The 17,521-nt window shown below is 68.3% G+C and carries 15 protein-coding genes and 1 pseudogene; 7 read left to right on the forward strand and 9 right to left on the reverse strand.

Translation table 11 applies throughout. From position 1 onward, the window contains the following. Positions 1-373 precede the first annotated feature (373 nt). The 3 genes from GCG21_RS16140 to GCG21_RS04285 are packed head-to-tail and all read left to right on the forward strand — an operon-like array spanning position 374 to position 2,999. On the forward strand, positions 374-1,198 hold the full coding sequence (locus GCG21_RS16140) for a nucleotidyltransferase (protein WP_194164936.1): 825 nt from the start codon (positions 374-376) through the stop codon (positions 1,196-1,198). Positions 1,199-1,206: 8 nt separating this feature from the next. Then, a complete protein-coding gene (locus GCG21_RS04280) occupies positions 1,207-2,136 on the forward strand; it encodes an S-4TM family putative pore-forming effector (RefSeq protein WP_152818059.1) in 930 nt (309 codons plus the stop codon). Next, positions 2,133-2,999: a nucleotidyltransferase gene (locus GCG21_RS04285; protein WP_152818060.1), complete on the forward strand. Its 867-nt coding sequence runs from the start codon at positions 2,133-2,135 to the stop codon at positions 2,997-2,999. The genes GCG21_RS04280 and GCG21_RS04285 overlap by 4 nt, the downstream gene beginning before the upstream one ends. Positions 3,000-3,055: 56 nt before the next feature. Here GCG21_RS04285 and GCG21_RS04290 read toward each other — a convergent pair whose 3' ends face one another. From GCG21_RS04290 to GCG21_RS04300, 3 genes are all read right to left on the reverse strand, one after another. Then, complete coding sequence (locus GCG21_RS04290) at positions 3,056-4,144, reverse strand: hypothetical protein (RefSeq protein WP_152818061.1); 1,089 nt, start codon at positions 4,142-4,144, stop codon at positions 3,056-3,058. Between the two features lie 394 nt (positions 4,145-4,538). Further along, positions 4,539-4,937 (reverse strand): GntR family transcriptional regulator, encoded by a 399-nt coding sequence (locus tag GCG21_RS04295; RefSeq protein WP_152818062.1) that lies wholly within the window; start codon positions 4,935-4,937, stop codon positions 4,539-4,541. Then, positions 4,934-5,839 carry a hypothetical protein gene (locus tag GCG21_RS04300; RefSeq protein ID WP_152818063.1) on the reverse strand — a complete coding sequence of 302 codons (906 nt, stop codon included), beginning with the start codon at positions 5,837-5,839 and terminating at the stop codon, positions 4,934-4,936. Before GCG21_RS04300 ends, GCG21_RS04295 begins: the two co-directional genes overlap by 4 nt. A 116-nt stretch (positions 5,840-5,955) precedes the next feature. On the opposite strand from GCG21_RS04300, the pseudogene GCG21_RS04305 reads away from it, so the two are divergent. Then, positions 5,956-6,251, forward strand: a pseudogene (locus GCG21_RS04305) (RtcB family protein); the annotation flags it as partial. Positions 6,252-6,328: 77 nt separating this feature from the next. Here the strand turns inward: GCG21_RS04305 and GCG21_RS04310 are convergent. Together GCG21_RS04310 and GCG21_RS04315 are read right to left on the reverse strand one after the other, a co-directional pair. After that, complete coding sequence (locus GCG21_RS04310) at positions 6,329-6,625, reverse strand: Dabb family protein (protein ID WP_152818064.1); 297 nt, start codon at positions 6,623-6,625, stop codon at positions 6,329-6,331. Positions 6,626-6,997: 372 nt separating this feature from the next. Further along, a complete protein-coding gene (locus GCG21_RS04315) occupies positions 6,998-8,608 on the reverse strand; it encodes a Na+/H+ antiporter NhaA (RefSeq protein WP_152818065.1) in 1,611 nt (536 codons plus the stop codon). Between the two features lie 211 nt (positions 8,609-8,819). On the opposite strand from GCG21_RS04315, the gene nhaA reads away from it, so the two are divergent. The 3 genes from nhaA to GCG21_RS04330 all read left to right on the forward strand — a co-directional run bounded on the left by nhaA (position 8,820) and on the right by GCG21_RS04330 (position 11,992). Then, on the forward strand, positions 8,820-10,136 hold the full coding sequence (nhaA, locus tag GCG21_RS04320) for a Na+/H+ antiporter NhaA (protein ID WP_152818066.1): 1,317 nt from the start codon (positions 8,820-8,822) through the stop codon (positions 10,134-10,136). 180 nt (positions 10,137-10,316) lie between these two features. After that, complete coding sequence (locus tag GCG21_RS04325) at positions 10,317-11,060, forward strand: hypothetical protein (protein ID WP_152818067.1); 744 nt, start codon at positions 10,317-10,319, stop codon at positions 11,058-11,060. Beyond that, positions 11,057-11,992 carry a diacylglycerol kinase family protein gene (locus GCG21_RS04330; protein WP_152818068.1) on the forward strand — a complete coding sequence of 312 codons (936 nt, stop codon included), beginning with the start codon at positions 11,057-11,059 and terminating at the stop codon, positions 11,990-11,992. The genes GCG21_RS04325 and GCG21_RS04330 overlap by 4 nt, the downstream gene beginning before the upstream one ends. 365 nt (positions 11,993-12,357) lie before the next feature. On the opposite strand, the gene GCG21_RS04335 is transcribed toward GCG21_RS04330, so the two are convergent. The 4 genes from GCG21_RS04335 to dhaL are packed head-to-tail and all read right to left on the reverse strand — an operon-like array spanning position 12,358 to position 17,516. Then, positions 12,358-14,025 carry an FAD-dependent oxidoreductase gene (locus GCG21_RS04335; protein ID WP_370517270.1) on the reverse strand — a complete coding sequence of 556 codons (1,668 nt, stop codon included), beginning with the start codon at positions 14,023-14,025 and terminating at the stop codon, positions 12,358-12,360. Next, positions 14,022-15,833: a PAS domain S-box protein gene (locus GCG21_RS04340; RefSeq protein WP_152818069.1), complete on the reverse strand. Its 1,812-nt coding sequence runs from the start codon at positions 15,831-15,833 to the stop codon at positions 14,022-14,024. The genes GCG21_RS04335 and GCG21_RS04340 overlap by 4 nt, the downstream gene beginning before the upstream one ends. 31 nt (positions 15,834-15,864) lie before the next feature. Continuing rightward, a complete protein-coding gene (locus GCG21_RS04345) occupies positions 15,865-16,860 on the reverse strand; it encodes a dihydroxyacetone kinase subunit DhaK (RefSeq protein WP_153878004.1) in 996 nt (331 codons plus the stop codon). Further along, entirely contained in the window at positions 16,857-17,516 is a 660-nt protein-coding gene (gene dhaL / locus GCG21_RS04350) for a dihydroxyacetone kinase subunit DhaL (protein ID WP_152818070.1), read from the reverse strand. The genes GCG21_RS04345 and dhaL overlap by 4 nt, the downstream gene beginning before the upstream one ends. Between the last annotated feature and the right edge of the window lie 5 nt (positions 17,517-17,521).

A 17,521-nucleotide genomic window follows, 5' to 3' on the forward strand; every position in this document is an offset into this window, starting at 1 on the left:
CGCTCCAAACGAGCCGGCATGCACTGGACCATCGCCGGCCTCGCCCCCGTCCTAGCCCTACGCACCCTGCACCAGTCCAACCGAGACCAAGAACTCTGGCCCGCAACACAAACCTGACGCACACCCCTTGACGGCGAGGCACCCTACCCTTGTCGGAGGTCGCCGGTAGCCTAGAAAGCGAGATGACTTACACCTAACCGCGCCCGTGGCGCAAAGGAGCACCAGCACACATGAGACGCAGAGCAGCACGACGATCTCGTCGAGACGACCGACAAGCCGACGGAGGCGTGTCACCCAGGCTGAGGGGCTCCTCGGATACTGCGGTGCCGAACGGCTCGCTGTCCGCGGGTCGGGTCGGACGGGAGGCGCAGTGATGGCTGAGACTGCCCGCTCATGGCTGAACAGCCTGACCAGCCTCTACACGCCAACCTCGACGCAGTTCGATGCGGCAAAAAGTCATCGCGCGTCGATCGAGTCGCGACTGCATGCGTTCCTCGGCGTGTACGAGATGTTCGAAATCGGTTCGTTACGCCATGGGACCGGGGTATGGCAGCACAGCGACGCGGACTACATGGTCTCTCTCAAGGGCGTGCGCCCATCGTCACCATGGACGATGCTGAACCGGGTCAAGGAGACACTGCAGGCACGGTTCCAGGGTACGACAATCGGAGTCAGCCGGCCAGCCGTCGTCTGCTACTTTTCCGATGGAGTCGTTGAGGTTGTTCCCGCGTACCCCTCTGACAGCGGCTACTGGATCGCCGACCCTGCGGACGGGTGGATGAAGTCGTATCCGAAGTCGCACAACAAGTACGTCAACGACGTCAACACGAAGCACAACGGCGCGGCAAAGACGCTCGCCCGACAGCTCAAGATCTGGAAGTACCTCCGCAACGTCCCAATCTCTTCTTGCTACCTGGAGATGCGGGCCGCCAAGCATCTCGACGGGGAGTCGGCATACCTGCCGTTCTGGGATCTCTACCTCGCCCTCGACAAGCTGTACGACGCTAACCTGGCAGCGATGAATGACCCCACGGGCCTCGGCTCGCGCTTCGGGGCGTGCTCGTCAGAGGCGAAGCGCCTTGACGCGCTCTCCAAGCTCGGCTCCGCCGTCGTGCGGGCGAACAAGGCCAGAGAGTTTGAATCGGACGGTAGGCATGCCCAAGCGATCGAGCAGTTGGAGCTGCTCTTCAACAGGTAGCGCCGACCATGAACGAGTCAAACGACTACACGCCACCTGCGACAGGAGCGACGCTCCTTCGGCGTCAGGATGAACTTGACGCGCTGCGCCTGCTGATCGCTCAGAAGCGGCTCTACTCACGCGCAAAGCGGTGGGTCTCGATCCGCTGGTTCGGGATGCTTGTCATCGGATTGGCCGCGCCGATCGTCGCGGTGATCTGGCCACAGAGCAGCGTGGTGCTGGGGAGCATCGCGGGAGCGTGGTTGTTCCTGGGACGCACGCTGCTGATGTGCGTCCAGAAGAAGAGCACCGAACAGGCCGCTGCGGTGCAGGAGGAGTTCGACTTCTACGTCTACGAGATGTCGGCGGGGACTCCGCGCCCAAAGCTCCCTCCTCTCGAAGACATTTCCCTCGTTGCAGGGCCCGATTCTGACCTTGTCGACGTCGCCGGGCGCGAGAAGATGCTCGGATGGTACGTCGTCGCCGATGATGACCCCGGCGCGGTCGCCGTCGCAATCGCACAACGCTCGAACGCCGCGTACAGCTACCGCTTGCTGCGACTCACCGGCATCATCTGGTCAGTTGTCGCCGTGCTCTGGGCGGCAGCGCTCACCACGATCTGTGTCGTCACCGGGCTGACGCTCGTGACCTTCTTGCTCGGCGTCGCCCTTCCATTGCTCCCCGCGTTCCTCGACGTCACTGAGTACATCGTCGGGTTTATTCGCTCAGCCCGGGATCGGGAGGCTCTCTACCGTGAAATCGAAAGCAGAATCGGTAACAGGGATGAACCGATCACCGGGGAGAACCTCCGCGTCTGGCAAGAATCACTATTCGAGCTGCGCCGCGACACCCCTACCGTCCCAGACTTCATCTACAAGCTTCAGCGTCGAAAGAACGAGGCAGCCATGTCGTCCGCTGCCGCGCAGCTGAGCAAGCGTGCGCGCACGGAGGGAAAATGACTACTACCAGCCAAGCGATGGCACAGTTCGTGACCGACATCTCGGTCACTGACTATCAGAAGACATCAATCATCAACGCGCGCAAAGACCGCGTTGTGGAAAACCTCACGGCCGCCTTTCCCGCCACGAGCGATTTGCCGTTCAGTCGCGCGACCCTGATGGGCTCGGCCTCGAAAGGCACCATCGTCCGACCTATTGACGACATCGACGTCCTAGCGGTCTTTTCCAACGCGAACGGCGCATGGGACACCTACCGCTATGACTCGCAAGCGTTCCTCTACCGCGTACGCCGTGCCTACAACGGGCTTTCGACGGCGCAGGTAGGCGCTCGCGGACAAGCCGTCCGCATCTTCTTCAAGAACGGCGGCCACGTTGATGTGGCGCCCGTGTTCTCTCATGGCAACGACGTCTACGGACTGCCAGGCGGCGATGGTGGGTGGATCAACACGGCCCCCACCATCGCGAACGCCTGGTTCGCCCAGAAGCACGCCGACCTTGGGTATCACCTGGCGCCGCTGGTGCGGCTACTGAAGAAATGGAACAACGCACATTCGAAGCGGCTCCGTTCCTTCCACCTGGAATCGATCGTCGCGAGAACGTTCAAGACACTCGGCGGCAACAGGCAGAGCGCACTCGCCAGCTTCTTTGAGTGGGCGCCGTCGCACCTCGACGTTAGCGATCCTGGCGGTCAGTCCGGAATTCTCAGCAGCTATCTCACCTCGGCTGCCCGCCAGGAAGTGCTCCAAGGATTCGGCTCGGCAGCGGAGCGCGCCGGCAAAGCGAACGACGCTGAAGCCCGAGGGGATCACGACGAAGCGAAGCGTCTCTGGCGAATCATCCTAGGCTCCAGCTTCCCGAACTAGACACCCGAAGCATGCCGCCGCAACGCTGTCCAATCTGTCCTTGGCCAGCTGCCGCGTTACCCGTCAACGACGATCCCGCTGGTCTTACTCTCAAAGTCAATCATCATCGGCCAGAACCTCTTGTAGAAGAAGACGCCTGACGGGCGTGGCCGGGTCGTCCCGTCGGGCGGTAGTGTCACCGCCGACCGATACCCCAGGGGCTGGCCGCCGATGACGTGTTCAGGCAGGTGGCCTACGACGAGCGTGGGATACGGCGCGACACCCTCGGGGAGACTCTCGCCGTAGTGCTCGCATGCCGCGATGTGGAACATGGCCGCGTAGACCGTTGCCAACATCCAGGTCTCGGCGAGCACGGCGCTCAGATCAACCCGAAGCGAGACCGCCTCCAGCCCTTGCCTAAGCTCTCTCGGTGGTCGGCTCAAGTAGGTGAGCATCGGACGGTCGAAGAGCGGCATCGGCTTGCCTTCCCCGAATGCACTCACAGGAATGGTTCCGTCCTCGTTCGGCGGTGTTGTGATGAACTCGATTCGGACATCTCCACGCGCTGAGGCAGCCAGTCCGTGCTTTAGCTTGTTATGCGCCGAATTGATCGAAAGTTCATCATTCATCAGTAACCACACCGCATGGTTCGCCCACTCGAGCCCTGTTTCCGCTGCGCCGATGGCCGTGCCCTCGACGACCGTTCCTGGCGGGAAGATCAACTGGAGAAAGCGGTGTTGGTCAGCGTCGAAGGCCTCCTTGTTCCTCTCGATAACCTTGATCATGGGCGTCGGACTGTCAGCGATCGCGAGCCAGATTGATGCGGCGTCCCCAGAGCGCGGGGTTGCCGCAACCCGCGCGTAGATGAACCTCGTGAGCGCTTCAGCGGCCTGGTGGCGCAGTGAGAGCGCATCAACCGCAACCTGGACGCGGCGATGCTTCACATCGAAGTGGAGCACCGCGTCCGCTCCTTCGAGGCCGAGCGATCGGAAAAACTCTGCCTCGACTTCTGGGGATGCCTGGTAGTCTGACCGGCTTGCCTCAAGCAGCATCGTGATTCGGGCGGAGAAATGGCCGAGCGGATTGGAAAGGAAGAGCTCGTCGTCGAGGATCTTCGCCAGCTCAGGCTCCAGCGTCGTCGCTTGGGCTTGGATCGGAAGGTGCATAAGACCAGTGTGGCGGCTGGCAGTGACGTTCAAACGACATCAGGGAGCGGAGCACCTTCTTTGTCGAGATAACGGGCGTAGCCGCACCACTAAAGTGGGGGATGGCCTACCCCGTGAATGGGTCAAGTTGGCGCTTGCCACGCGACCCGATAACAAGGCGAGAATGGGGGGTGACTCTAGAGATTCCCTCTAAGCGCTTTGCAAGGGGACCAAGATCATGCAAACCATTCATTTCGTGACGCGCTCTGCATGATCTGATCCGCGGAAATCCGCGATTTTCTGTGCGATTTGAACTGTTTGGACGCCTGGGGGTCAAGGGGTCGTGGGTTCAAATCCCGCCAGCCCGACCATGTGCCCAGGTGAGAGACAATTTCTCACCTGGGTATCGTCGCTTCTAAGGGTGATGCGACCGCTCAAGCGGCCGCCGGATCGCCGAGGCAGACCGCTCCCACGCAGCTCGGACTGCGCCAAGCGCGGCCTCGAGCGTGGCGTCGTCGTGCTGCTTCACGTTGGCCACGAACCTCGTAGCGGCATCGTTGAGATCGGCGCTCAGTGCCTGCCCCTCGCGCACGCGCGTACCGCTCGCCCTGCTCATCTCGATAAGGCCGTCGGCCTCCAGCGCGGCGTAAGCCCGGGCGACGGTTCCCGGCGCGATCCGCAGGTCGCCCGCCAACTGACGGATCGAGGGCAGCTTGTGCCCACCGCGGAGGTCACCGCCCCGGACAAGGTCTGCAAGCTGCGCGCGCACCTGCTCGAACGGTGGCACCGGGCCGGTGGGATCGAGGGCGATCATGCCGACCTCCCGACCTCGGCATCCGCTCGAGCCACCCACGTTGGGAGTGCGAAGGCGCGCAGCGCCGCCAATGTCAACGTCACGATGCTGAGCAGCAGCGACACGAAGCCCAGGACGGTGAGGCCCGTTGCGAGCACCTGCCAGCCGATCGGCACACCCGGCTGGAGAAGCGCGTTGCTGATCGCCGTTCCCGTCATCAGTGCCGTGCCCCCGAGTTGGAGGCCGGTGACGGCGCTCGCGAGGCCCACGATGATCTGCGCGGAGCGCAACCGCCACATGGTGTCGCGATCTTCAAGTCCCTCGCCGGGGAGCGAGGCTGTGGTCGCGACCCTGCGCAGAGCGATCCAGATCGCGAGGGCAAGCAGCACCGTGGCGACGAGCAGCGGCGCCGTATAGAACCAGCCGGGATACGGGGTGGCGGTCGAGCTGTTCGAATCGGAGCTGAACGTGATCGCCCGGAAGCGCCCCTGCTCGTCGGCGGAGGAGGTCGCACCCGCGAACACCAGCAGGACGAACTGGAGCAGGAACGCGACGCCCAGCGCCACGAGGGCAGCCGACGGGGCGACGTTCCACGGGGTTCGAGGGCTCAGCGACGCGGCGTAACGCGTCGGCTCGTAGTCATGCTGCGGCGGCGGTGTCGCCGCGTACAGCACGAGCCCACCGACTCCCGCGACAGCCGGCGCGAGCGCGGCTCCAATGCCGAGCCACTCCGGCACGAGCAATGCCGTGGCGATGCCTGCCGACAAGAGCACGAGCGCGAGCCCGATGGACGCCCGCGAGCGACGACGTGCCGCCCGAAGCGCGATCAGCACTCGCCCATCGACCCGCACAGGCTCCTGACGCCTCGCCTCCGCCCAAATGACGACGACCATAAGCACGGCCACGACGCCGTACACGACCACTGCGATTCCTGCCATGTCCACCACCTCCTGTATCGCCTCGATGATACACGATCTGTATCAGCATGTTGATACAGGCTTGGCGGTCACCATGCTACGGCCGCGAGCAGTTCCAGTTCGGCTCCCGCAACTTCGGCAAGGAGCTCGCCGAACGGCACGTCTCGATCGCCAAGGACCTCAGCCACACCCAAGGCCTGGTGGCATGAACATCCAGCACCTACGTCGCCGTCGAGGAGTTGGACGGCGAAGAACTCATCGTCACAAGGAAGGGCGTGATCCGGGCCGGTAGCGGAGAGATGGGCCTCATCCCGGTTCGATGGGCACCGGCTCCTGCGTAGTCTGCGGGCTCGGCAACCCGGCCTCCTACCACTCGGCATCCCCCGGTGTCGGCCGACGCATGTCACGCAACGCGGCCTGGCGGGCCCGTCGACGGACAATTGTCTGAGTCAAGGGTTGGCCGGTGGCCGGACCGTCCTGGGAGATCGAAATTGCTCAGAGTACGGTGAAGTCGTACTCCTGGAATGCAGCGACCTCGGGCACCCAACGCCCCTCGACGAAGCCGACATGAACGGGATGCACGTTGTACGCGTCGAAGGCCTCCTGGGACGCGAAGTGCATCGAGAACTGCCAGGTCAGGTCGCTTTTCGGGCTGACCTGTCGATTGATGGTGAATTCCTCGACGCCGGGGATGCTCGTGAGGTCTCGCCTGGCCGTAGCAAGGAAATCACGCTCCTCCTCGGATCCCGCGGAGTGTACGAGGCGGAAGACGACGGTGTGCTGGACCGACATGTCAGGGTCCTTTCGTGGGTCTGGGATTCCTATGCCAGGTGGCGCCTCGCGACTGCGCGTGCCTCATCTCGTACGAAGCGGTGGCAGGCCGTGCTCGGGCCTTCGAGCACGCGAGCGTTCCCCGGTGCCCCGTACGAGTGGAGGCGCTCAGGAAGGGCGAGCGGCCTCAGGATAGCGCCGGCGAACAGGTCGACGAGGCCGGGCAGCGCACATCCAATGCCCGCGGATCCGCTCCTGCTCATGGGTACAGGCTGTCAGGAACACGGTCCGCCCGGGATCGCGTGCCCCGTAGGCCACGGTGTCACCCGCCCTACATCTAGCCGTGCCCGATGGAACGCACCGCCCGGCCCGCACCGATGATGCCGATCGTGATCACACGATCCCTTCGCGCACCGTCGACGGTAGGTCGCTCTGCAGTGCCCGGATCAACGTCTGCGCATCGAACGGCCCCACGTGCCGCCGGCCGTTGATGAAGAAGGTCGGTATGGAGGTGATGGCCATCGCCTCGGCGTCGAGCACGTCGTCGCGAACGCGAGGCGTGACCTCCGCCGATTCCAGGTCGCGCTCGAACCGGTCGACGTCGAGTCCGAGCTCGTGGGCGAGCCGGACGATGTCCGAGGGAAGCTGGTGGTCCTGATCGGCGAACAGGCTGCGTTCGAACTCGAAGAACTTGCCCTGCCGGGCCGCCGCCTCCGAGGCCTCCGCCCCGGCGAGGGCGTTGGGATGCTGCTCGGTCAAGGGCGCGTGACGCCACACGTACCGGAGATCGTCTCCGAGTGCGCCCTGCACCTCCACGATGGAACCGGACGCCTTCGAACAGAACGGGCACTGGAAGTCCCCGTATTCCACGATGGTGTAGCGCGCGTCCGCCGGTCCCCACATGTGATCCCGTTCCGGGTCGACCGCGCGCACGAGCGTCCGCCCGGCCTCCTCCTCGGGGTGCCGAGCGTCGGATACCCGGAACACGACCGTCGCGAGCACGAACGCGAGCACGGAGGCTGCGAGCACTCCGACGCGCGCCTCGTTCTGTGCCTCGGGATCGGCGATGGCCAGATCGATGATGAACAGGGAGATCGTGAACCCGATTCCGCCGAGGGCCGACCCGCCGGCAAGCCGGTCGAGCGTCAGGCCGGGGCCGAACTCTCCCCAGCGCGACGCGCGCAGCAGCGCCGTCGACCCGAGGATGCCTACGAACTTGCCGAGCACGAGACCGGCCACCACGCCCCACGTCAACGACGACCGCATCGCGGCCCGGATGATCTCACCGTTGATCACCACGCCGGCATTCGCGAGCGCGAACAGGGGCAGGATCACGAAGGCGACGTAGGGCGCATACGCGGACTGCAGGCATTCGTTGATCGACTCACGCAGACTGTTGGCCGCGGCGCGTGCATACTCCGTGTTGGGAGATTGCCGGAAGGTGCGCGCCAGCTCCAGTGCGTGCTCGACATCGCGGCGGTCGGGACGGTAGACCGGCACGAGCAGGGCGATCGCGACGCCTGCGAGCGTCGGGTGGACGCCGGAGGCGAGGAACGCGAGCCAGACGACGATCGCGAGCGTCGCGTAGACCGGTCCACGGCCGCTGCGCAGATATCGGGTGGCGTAGACGCCCGCCAGGCCGACGGCCGCGATGAACAGTGGCAGGGGTGCGAAGTTCTTCGTGTACGCAATTGCGATGATGCTCAGCACTCCGATGTCGTCGGCGAGGGCGAGCAGGAACACGCGAAGCCGCCCGGGAACGCGCGGGCCGACGAATGCGAGTGCGCCGATGAGGGACGGCGTGTCGGTCGAGATGACGACGCCCCACGCGTTCGCATGTCCGGAAGACTGCGCGACGAGCAGGAAGGGCAGCGCCGGGACGACGAGTCCCGCGATCGATGCGACGACCGGCACCATCGCCCGCGACCAGTCGGTGAGCTCGCCGATCGCGAACTCACAGCGATCCGTGCGGCGATCGAGACGCGGCGGCGGTCGGCCATGCATGGCTTACACCTCCCGCCGGCAAGGAGCCGGACGCCATCTCCTCTCGTAGTAAACGCCTGAGCGCAAGTGCCACCGCAAGATCGTGAGGAGGCCCGCGCTCGACCGCGGATGGCGGCGTGCGCTCCCGCAGAGCGGTGGCGCGGTAGGCTCAACGTGGCGCGCCGGGAAGTCTGGTCGACACACTCTGTCGTCGACCCCGATCGGACCCTTCATGGCTTCTCGCCGTGCCCGCCTCGCGCCCTCCCTGTTCCCCTTCCGCAGTACCGCCGCCGAGTCGCTGCGCATCGGTTCCCTGTTGCGGAAGGAGACCGTCGGCGGCGCGCTCCTCGTGCTCATGGCCGCGATCGGCATCGTATGGGCGAACTCGCCCTGGGCCGATGGGTACGTCGCCCTGCGGGACCTCGAGATCGGATACGAACCATGGCACCTGCGCCTCAGCCTGGGCGCGTGGGCGGCCGACGGCCTGCTGGCGATCTTCTTCTTCCTCGTCGGCCTGGAACTCAAGCGCGAGTTCGTCGCCGGGGACCTTCGCCGGTTCTCCACCGCGATCGTCCCGGTCGCCGCCGCCGTGGGCGGGGTGGTCGTGCCGGCGCTGCTCTACGTCGCGATCGTCGGGCAGAATCCGGCACTCGTGCGCGGGTGGGCGATTCCGACCGCGACCGACATCGCGTTCGCCGTCGCCGTGCTCGCGATCATCGGCTCCCACCTGCCCGGCGCGCTCCGGATCTTCCTGCTCACCCTCGCCGTCGTCGACGACCTCATCGCCATCACGATCATCGCCGTGTTCTACACCGACTCCATCGAACTCGTCCCACTGCTGCTCGGCCTGGCCACGATCGCCGCCTATGCGATGATCGTGCAGCGATACCGGCAGACGTTCCGGCTCAGGCCCGCCACAGCGTGGCTGGTGCTCCTGCCGATCGGAATGCTCGCCTGGGCGTTCGTCCACGCCGCCGGCATCCATGCAACGATCGCCGGGGTCCTGCTCGGTTTCGCGATCCCGGTTCTGCACCGCCGCGGCGATCGCGTGCCCGAGCGCGAGCCGGGGCTGGCGGAGACGTTCGAGCACCGCTTCCGGCCGCTCTCGGCGGGGTTCGCGGTGCCCATCTTCGCGTTCTTCTCGGCCGGTGTCGCCCTCGGTGGCCTCGATGGGTTCGTCTCCGCGCTGACCGACCCGGTGACCATCGCCATCGTCGTGGCGTTGGTCGCCGGCAAACCCCTCGGCATCGTCACCACGACCTGGCTCGCGACGCGGATTCGCGGTATCCGGCTCGACCCGGCGCTCAAGTGGATCGACATCGTCGGTGTCGGTCTGCTCGCCTGCATCGGGTTCACGATCTCGCTGTTGGTCACGGAACTCAGCTTCGCCCCGACCGATCCGCATCACGACCACGCCAAGGTCGCGATCCTGCTCGCATCCGCGCTGGCCGCCGTCATCGCGTCCATCGTGCTCGTCACCCGGAATCGTCGCTACCGCCAGATCGCGCACACAACCTCTCTCGATACCTCGTTGCCAACACACCGTTGATCCCGCACCCTCACGCCTATGGACGGCGCCCGGTCGGCCGCCGTAGCCCGCGTCGGTGTCGTCGCGGCGGACGATGCGAATCTCCGCCAGGCCTCTTGGCCACCCCGCCGCGATCCGGCATGATCGGGGCCGGACGAATCCGTCCCTTCGTTCACCACCTTGCTGCGAAAGGCCCTCGACATGGCGCGACCCGCTCGATTCCCCACCGTGCTCGCACTCGCGCTGGTCGCCGCCGGCACGCTCGCCGCGTGCGCGAGCCCGGCCGCCGACGGCGGCTCGCCCACGACCAGTTCGCCCACGCCCGGCTCACCGACAGCGGAACCCGCCGGCACCGACGTGAGCGCCGCGTGGCTCGACGGCGGCCGCATGATCGGTCTCGTCACGCAGGGCAGCTCGACGTGCGTGCCCCAGGCCGAGGGCGCGACGCTCACGGGCGAGACCATCGAGGTCACCCTGGCGACCCCGGACCCGGACACCGACTGCACGGACGACCTCGTGCCCCGGGTGACCCTCGTGGGCACACCCGAGGGCGTCGACCCGGCCCAGGACGCCACGATCCACCTGACCGGAGGCGACCTCACCGGGAACACCGACCTCGCCGGCGCCGTCGGGCTCTCCCTCGAGGGCATGACGGACTACGAGCCCTCGGCCGGCTGGACGGGGGAGCCGGAGGAGTTCGTGCTGCTCTCCTGGGGTTCGTCCAGTTGCCCGCCGATCATCGGAGCGGTCGAGGTCGGCTCCGCGACCGAACTCGCCGTGACCGTGATCGACCCGCCCGCCGACCAGCCCTGCACCGCCGATATTGCCCCCCGGACTGCGGTGCTCCAGGTCGCCGATACCACCGAGTTGAGCGGCGACACCGTCGCCGTGCTCACGGGCGGCGGGTTCGACGGCGTCCGCGTGCCGATCGTGGGATCGCGATGAGCGCGCGCGTCGGCGTCGTCTGGAATCCGGCGAAGGCCGAGCGGAACGACCTCGAGGCGGCACTCACCGAGGTCCACGCCCGCCCGGCCCGCTGGTACGAGACCACCGAGGACGATCCAGGTCAGGCGGCCTGCCGGCGCGCGCTCGATGACGGCGCCGACCTCGTGCTCGCGTGCGGGGGAGACGGCACCATCAGAGCCGTGGCCGAGCACCTCGCCGCCACGGACTCGGCGGCGGAGATGGGCATCGTCCCCCTCGGCACCGGCAACCTCCTCGCCCGCAACCTCGACGTGCCGCTCGCCGACCTCCCCGCGGCGATCGCCCGCGCGCTCGAGGGCACGGCCCGGCCAATCGACCTCGGCTGGCTCGAAGCCGATCTCGACGGCGGCACCGAGCGGCACGCCTTCGCCGTGATGGCAGGCTTCGGGATCGACGCCCACATGATCACCGAGACCGACGAGGACCTCAAGGAGAAGGCGGGCTGGCTCGCCTACGTCGAGTCCCTCGGGCGGGCGGTCTCGGCGAGCGAGGTCATCGGCCTGCGCCTCGCCCTCGACGGCGGCGCCGCGGAGGCGCACCAGGCCCACACGCTCATCGTCGGCAACTGCGGCAGCCTCCAGGGAGGCCTCACCCTGCTACCCGACGCAGACCCGGCGGACGGGCGGCTCGACCTCCTCGTGCTCCACGAGGGCGGCGTCTCCGGATGGCTCGACACGCTGCGGAACATGGCCTGGGACAACGGCCTCAAGCGGCTGCTCCGGCGCGATGACGAGGTCACCGCCGAGAGCACCGACGCCACGACCGTCGGCCGACTCACCCGGGCGAGAGTCGAGCTCGACGAGCCGCGCGTCGTCGAGGTGGACGGCGACGACCTCGGCGAGACCACCCGGATCGAGATCAACATCCAGCCGAGCGCCGTCCGCATCCGATAGCCAGCCGGTCGCCGTGATCACCGATCCGGACGGGGCTGCGGCCGACCACGCCGCCACGGGATCCCCGACGTCGAGACCCTGGACACTCCTGGGCCGCGATGAGCAGGTCCGACCTCGTCCACATCGGCGGCGACGAGTCGAACTCCGGGCAGGCGGGCTTCGATCCGAGCTCCGTGCATCGGTAAGACAACTCGAACGAGGTGATCGGTTCGCGCATCGCGCCCGCCTACCTCGGCGACTGTTCCCGTGGGTCGCTTTCGGCCACGATCGTCTGGGGCGACGGGCCGACGACCCCGGCGGCCACGGACGGCCCCTCGACCGATGACCCGGCGCCCGACGGATCCTCAGCCGCCACGCGCCCCAGCTCAGCCCCGCAGCACCTGGTGCACGAACTGCACGGCGACCGATCCTTCGCCGACCGCGGAGGCGACCCGCTTGACGGAGCTCGCCCGCACGTCGCCGACGGCGAAGACCCCCGGGGCGCTCGTCTCGTACAGGAACGGGTCGCGGTCGCCGTCGAGGGTGTGGTGGCGCCGGGCTCCGAGGCCCGGGCCGGTGAGGATGAAGCCGCGCCCGTCGCGGGCGATCTGTGGCGGCAGCCAGTCGGTGTGCGGGGAGGCGCCGATGAACACGAACAGCGCCGACGTGGCCAGCTCCCGCGTGTCTCCGGTGGCGGCGTCGGCGATCGTCACGCTCTCCACCCGGTCGGTGCCGCCGACCGCGCGCACGCTCGCGCCGCACCGCACGACGATGTTCTCCCGGGCGGCGATCTGCTCGACGAGGTAGCTCGACATCTTCGCGCCCAGCCCGCCCGCCCGGCACAGGATCGTGACCGAGCGGGCGTAGTCCGAGAAGAAGACGGCGGCCTGGCCCGCCGAATTCGCCCCGCCGACCACCACGATGTGCTCGCCCGTGACCGTGTCCCGCTCGCTCACCGCGGCCCCGTAGAACACGCCCCGCCCCTCGAACTCGGTGCTGCCCGGAACGTCGAGGCTCCGGTAGGAGACCCCGCAGGCCAGGATCACCGCCCCGCAGTTGATCGCCGACCCGTCCACGAGTTCGATCCGCGGATAGGGGCCGGTCAGGTCGAGGCCCGCGGCCGCCGTGGGGGCGAGCAGGTCCACGTGGAACCGTCGCGCCTGGGTCACGGCCCGCCGCGCCAGATCGCCCCCGGAGATCCCGCTCGGGAAGCCCAGGTAGTTCTCGATCCGGGAGGACTGCCCGGCCTGCCCGCCCGGCACGAGCTGCTCGAGGCACACGGTGCGCAGCCCCTCGCTCGCGCCGTACACCGCCGCCGCGAGCCCCGCGGGCCCGGCCCCGACGATCGCCAGGTCGAAGGACTCCGCATCCGCGCGCGTCTTCTGCCCGAGCGCGGCGGCCAGGTCGGCCAGGCCGGGGGAGTGCAGGGCCGCGCCGTCCGGGGTGATCACGAGCGGCAGCCCATCGGGCCCCGCCGCCCCCGACAGCACCCGGGCCTCCTCGCTCGAATCCACGTCGAGCCACTGCATCGGGATCTGGTTGCGCTGCAGGAAGTCGCGGATCTCGTGCGTGCGGGCCGACCACCGGCTGCCGACCACCCGCGTCACGACATGGCCGGGCCGGTGGTGCGCGTGCCAGTCCTCGAGCAGGTCGTCCACGATCGGGAACAGCCGCTCCTCGGGCGGATCCCACGGCTTGAGGATGTAGTAGTCCAGGTGCAGGTCGTTGATCGCGCCGATCGCCACATCCGTGTCGGCATAGGCGGTCAGCAGCACCGTGCGCACCTCCGGGAAGAGCCGCCGCGCCGCGCCCAGCACCGCCGTCCCGCTCACCTCCGGCATCCGTTGATCCGAGACGACGACGGCGACCGCATCGCCGCGTAGCTTGAGCGCGTCGAGCGTGTCGATCGCCTCGGCGCCGCCGCCCGCGGTGAGCACCCGGTAGTGGCGGCCATACCGCCCGCGCAGGTCGCCCCGTACCGCGCTGAGCACGGCCGGGTCGTCGTCGGCGGCGAGGATGACCGGGCGCCGCGGCGCGGCCTGCGCGCCGGTCACGCGGGCTCTCCCTGCGGGCGGCGCGGCGGCAGCCACACCCGGAACACGGTGCGGCCCGGCTCGGACCGCACGTCGACCGTGCCGCCCGAGCCCGTGATCATGTTGAACACGATGTTCAGGCCGAGGCCGGTACCCTGCCCGGGCGGCTTCGTGGTGAAGAACGGGTCGAACACGTCGGCGACCACCTCCCCCGGGATGCCCGGGCCGTCGTCCTCGATCTCCACGGCGACCCCGCCGCCCGCCGCCGCCCGCGTGCGGATCGTCAGGTGACCGGAGCCGCCCATGGCGTCCGCCGCGTTGTCGATCAGGTTCGTCCAGACCTGGTTGAGCTCGCTGCCGAGGGTCTCGATGCGCGGCACGTCCCGGCCGTAGTCGCGCCGCACCTCGATGCCCTGCGTGAGCTTGGACTGCAGCATCACGAGCGTGCTGTCGAGGCCGTCGTGCACGTCGACGTCCTGCACGGGCGCTCGGTCCATGTAGCTGTACTCCTTGAGCGCCGCGACGATCCGCGAGATCCGCTCCGAGCCGTGCCCGATCTGCGCGATGAGCCCGTACGCGGTGCGCGCCCGCGACAGCGCCGTGATCGCGGCGCCCAGGTGGCCCGGCGCGAACGTGTCGGCGAGGGCATCCAGGCCCGCCGCGTCCATGCCCAGGTCGACGAGGGCACCGGCCGCCACCCACTGGTCCTCGAGCCAGTGGGCGGCCAGCCAGTCCTCGACCTCGGCCTCGCGGTCGCCGCGCGCGAGCGGATCCAGATGGACGGCGTCGCTCGCCCGGGTGGCCGACGCGCCGAGGAGTTCGGCCAGCCGGGCGGCCTCGCCGGCGCCCTGCGCCGAGCGGGCGAGGGTGAGCAGCGCCGTGCACGTGGCGGTGAACGCCTCCTCCAGCAGCAGCGCGCCCCGCCGGGCCGCGGCGGCCGGGTTGTTCAGCTCGTGCGCCATGCCCGCGCTCAACCGGCCGAGGGTGGCGAGCTTCTCGCTCTGCACGAGCGCGGCGGAGCGTTCGGCCACCTCGTTCTCGAGCCGGCGCCGGTAGTCGGCCTGCAGGGCCTCGGCCCGGCGGCGGTCGCTGATGTCGCGGAAGAACGTGTGCGTCGCCACGAACACCCCGTCGCGGAACCTGCCCGTCGCGTTCCCCTCGACCGGGAAGGTGTGCCCGTCCTTGGCCACGAACGTGATCTCGACGTGGTCGAACGAGTGCCCGCTCATGATCTGGCCGATGAGGATCGTGCAATGGTCGTGATCGGCCTCGTCGACGATGTCGAAGAGCGTGAGGTCCGGGAGCTCCTCGGGGGTGTAGCCGAGGTGGGTGTGCCAGGCGTGATTGACGAACTCGAGGTGCCCGTCGGGCAGGATGCTCTGCACGATGTCGTGGGCGGACTCGATCAGGTCGAGGTATCTGCGCTCGCTCTCGTGCACGAGCGCCTCGGCCTCGTGGCGGGGCGTCAGGTCGCGGGCCACGGCGCGGTAGGCGCCCTCGCCCGGCACCCCGATCGCCGTCCACGCGAGCCACCGGACCGCCCCGCCTGCGGTGAGGAACCGGTTCTGGAACCGGGCGATCGCGCGGCCCCCGCGGGCGGCCTCGAGCCGGGCCGACGTCGCGGCGACGTCCTCGGGGTGCACGAACTCGAGCAGCGGCCGGGAGAGGAGAACCTGCGCGCTCCAGCCGAGCAGCGCCGTCCATTCGCCCGTGACCTGGCGCAGGTAGCCGTCGAAGCCGGCCACGCACGCCAGGTCGGCGCTCAGGTCGAGCAGGCGCGCCGCGACGTCGTGCGGCCAGGTGTCGATACCAAGGCCATCGGGCGGCATGTCGGCCTCCTCCACTCCTCGGCCCCGCCGGTCAGAACACCCGGTAGGAGACCTCCGCGGGGGCGGTGAGCAGGGGGGCGAGCTCGTCGTCCACCCTGAGCATCGTGAGCGAGGCGCCGGCCATCTCCAGGGAGGTGCAGTACTCGCCCACGTAGCTGCGGAACACGGAGATCCCGCGCTCGGCGAGCTTGCGGTGGGCGATCCCGTAGAGCAGGTACAGCTCGCCGATGGGTGTGCCGCCGAGCCCGTTGAGCATGAGGGCCACCCGGTCGCCCGAGGAGAACGGCAGATCGGGCACCACCGAATCGAGGAGGAGGTCGACCACCTCGTCCGCCGACACGAGCGTCGTGCGCCGGCGGCCCGGCTCGCCGTGGATGCCGATGCCGACCTCCATCTCGTCCTCGGCCAGTTCGAACAGGGGAGTGCCGCGCTGCGGCGGGGTGCAGCCGCTGATCGCGATGCCCATGCTGCGCACCCCGGCGATCACCTTCTCGCCGATGCGCACCAGCTCGTCGAGTTCGGCGCCGTTCTCGGCGGCGGCGCCGGTCGCCTTGATCACGAAGAAGTTTCCGGCCACGCCGCGCCGGCCCACGGTGTACGTCGAGTCCTTGACCGCCACGTCGTCGTCGACGAGGAGGGCACCCACCTTCATGCCCTCGTCCTCGCACATCTCCTTGGCCATCTCCCACGCGGTGCGGTCGCCCGTGTAGTTGTTGACGATGTGCAGGATGCCCTTCGGCGTGTAGAGCAGCTTGGTCGTCTCGTACACGAATTCCACCGGGGGACCCGCGAACACGTCGCCCGGGCATGCGCCGTCGAGCATTCCCGGGCCGACGATCATCGTGTGCGCCGGCTCGTGTCCCGAGCCGGAGCCCTGGATGATCGAGACCTTGTCGGGGCGCGGCGCGTCGGCACGATAGATGAGGTTGTACGCGGGTTCGTATCTCAGGGCGCCGCCGCTGGCCAGCTGGATGCCGGTGAGCATCTCCGGGACGTACTGCCGGGGATCGTTGATGAACTTCTTCACGGTGAGACTCCTTCGCTGTGTCGTGAATCGCGCCAGGCGGCGCTGATCGCCTGCAGGATGACGCCGATGGCCGTGGCGCCCGCGTCCACGGAGTCGCGGCTCCGTTCCCCCGTATAGGCCGCCCGCCCCCTCTTGGCGAGCATGCCGAGCGTTCCCTCGGCGGCCGTGACCGCGGCGTCGGCCGCGTGTTGGAGGGCCGTGGCGCCGTCGTCGCCGGCGGTGAGGGCCGCCTCGAGCGCGTCGATCGCCGGCACGAGCGCGTCGAGCAGGGTCTTGTCGCCGATCTCCGCCTGGCCCCGATGCTTGACGCCCTCGACGGCCGCGCGCATCGCCTCGACGACCTCGGGGCCGGTCAGTTCCGTGCGGTCGCCGGCCGCGGCGCCCGCCCGCATGAACGCGGTGCCCCAGATCGGCCCGCTCACGCCGCCGACCTTGCCGGCGATCGTGAACCCGATCTTCTTGAGCAGCGCGCCCACGCTCGAATGATCGAAGGACTCGTAGTCGGCGAGCACGACCTCGAAGCCGGCGCGCAGCGAGAAGCCGAAGTCGCCGTCGCCGGCGACGGCATCCAGTTGGGCGAATTCCTCCGCATGGTCGACGATGGTTCGCGCCGCCGTGAGCAGCACCAGGTCGACGTCCGTGCCTACCGCATCCATGGGAC

Origin of the sequence: Pseudactinotalea sp. HY160, from assembly GCF_009372055.1 — a bacterium.
Classification (GTDB): Bacteria; Actinomycetota; Actinomycetes; order Actinomycetales; family Beutenbergiaceae; genus HY158.

Bases quoted from the DNA above. Each gene is read 5' to 3' on its own strand.
- GCG21_RS16140 (WP_194164936.1), top strand. From the start codon at position 374: ATGGCTGAGACTGCCCGCTCATGGCTGAACAGCCTGACCAGCCTCTAC.
- GCG21_RS04280 (WP_152818059.1), top strand. From the start codon at position 1,207: ATGAACGAGTCAAACGACTACACGCCACCTGCGACAGGAGCGACGCTC.
- GCG21_RS04285 (WP_152818060.1), top strand. From the start codon at position 2,133: ATGACTACTACCAGCCAAGCGATGGCACAGTTCGTGACCGACATCTCG.
- GCG21_RS04290 (WP_152818061.1), bottom strand. From the start codon at position 4,144: ATGCACCTTCCGATCCAAGCCCAAGCGACGACGCTGGAGCCTGAGCTG.
- GCG21_RS04295 (WP_152818062.1), bottom strand. From the start codon at position 4,937: ATGATCGCCCTCGATCCCACCGGCCCGGTGCCACCGTTCGAGCAGGTG.
- GCG21_RS04310 (WP_152818064.1), bottom strand. From the start codon at position 6,625: ATGTCGGTCCAGCACACCGTCGTCTTCCGCCTCGTACACTCCGCGGGA.
- GCG21_RS04315 (WP_152818065.1), bottom strand. From the start codon at position 8,608: ATGCATGGCCGACCGCCGCCGCGTCTCGATCGCCGCACGGATCGCTGT.
- nhaA (WP_152818066.1), top strand. From the start codon at position 8,820: ATGGCTTCTCGCCGTGCCCGCCTCGCGCCCTCCCTGTTCCCCTTCCGC.
- GCG21_RS04325 (WP_152818067.1), top strand. From the start codon at position 10,317: ATGGCGCGACCCGCTCGATTCCCCACCGTGCTCGCACTCGCGCTGGTC.
- GCG21_RS04330 (WP_152818068.1), top strand. From the start codon at position 11,057: ATGAGCGCGCGCGTCGGCGTCGTCTGGAATCCGGCGAAGGCCGAGCGG.
- GCG21_RS04340 (WP_152818069.1), bottom strand. From the start codon at position 15,833: ATGCCGCCCGATGGCCTTGGTATCGACACCTGGCCGCACGACGTCGCG.
- dhaL (WP_152818070.1), bottom strand. From the start codon at position 17,516: ATGGATGCGGTAGGCACGGACGTCGACCTGGTGCTGCTCACGGCGGCG.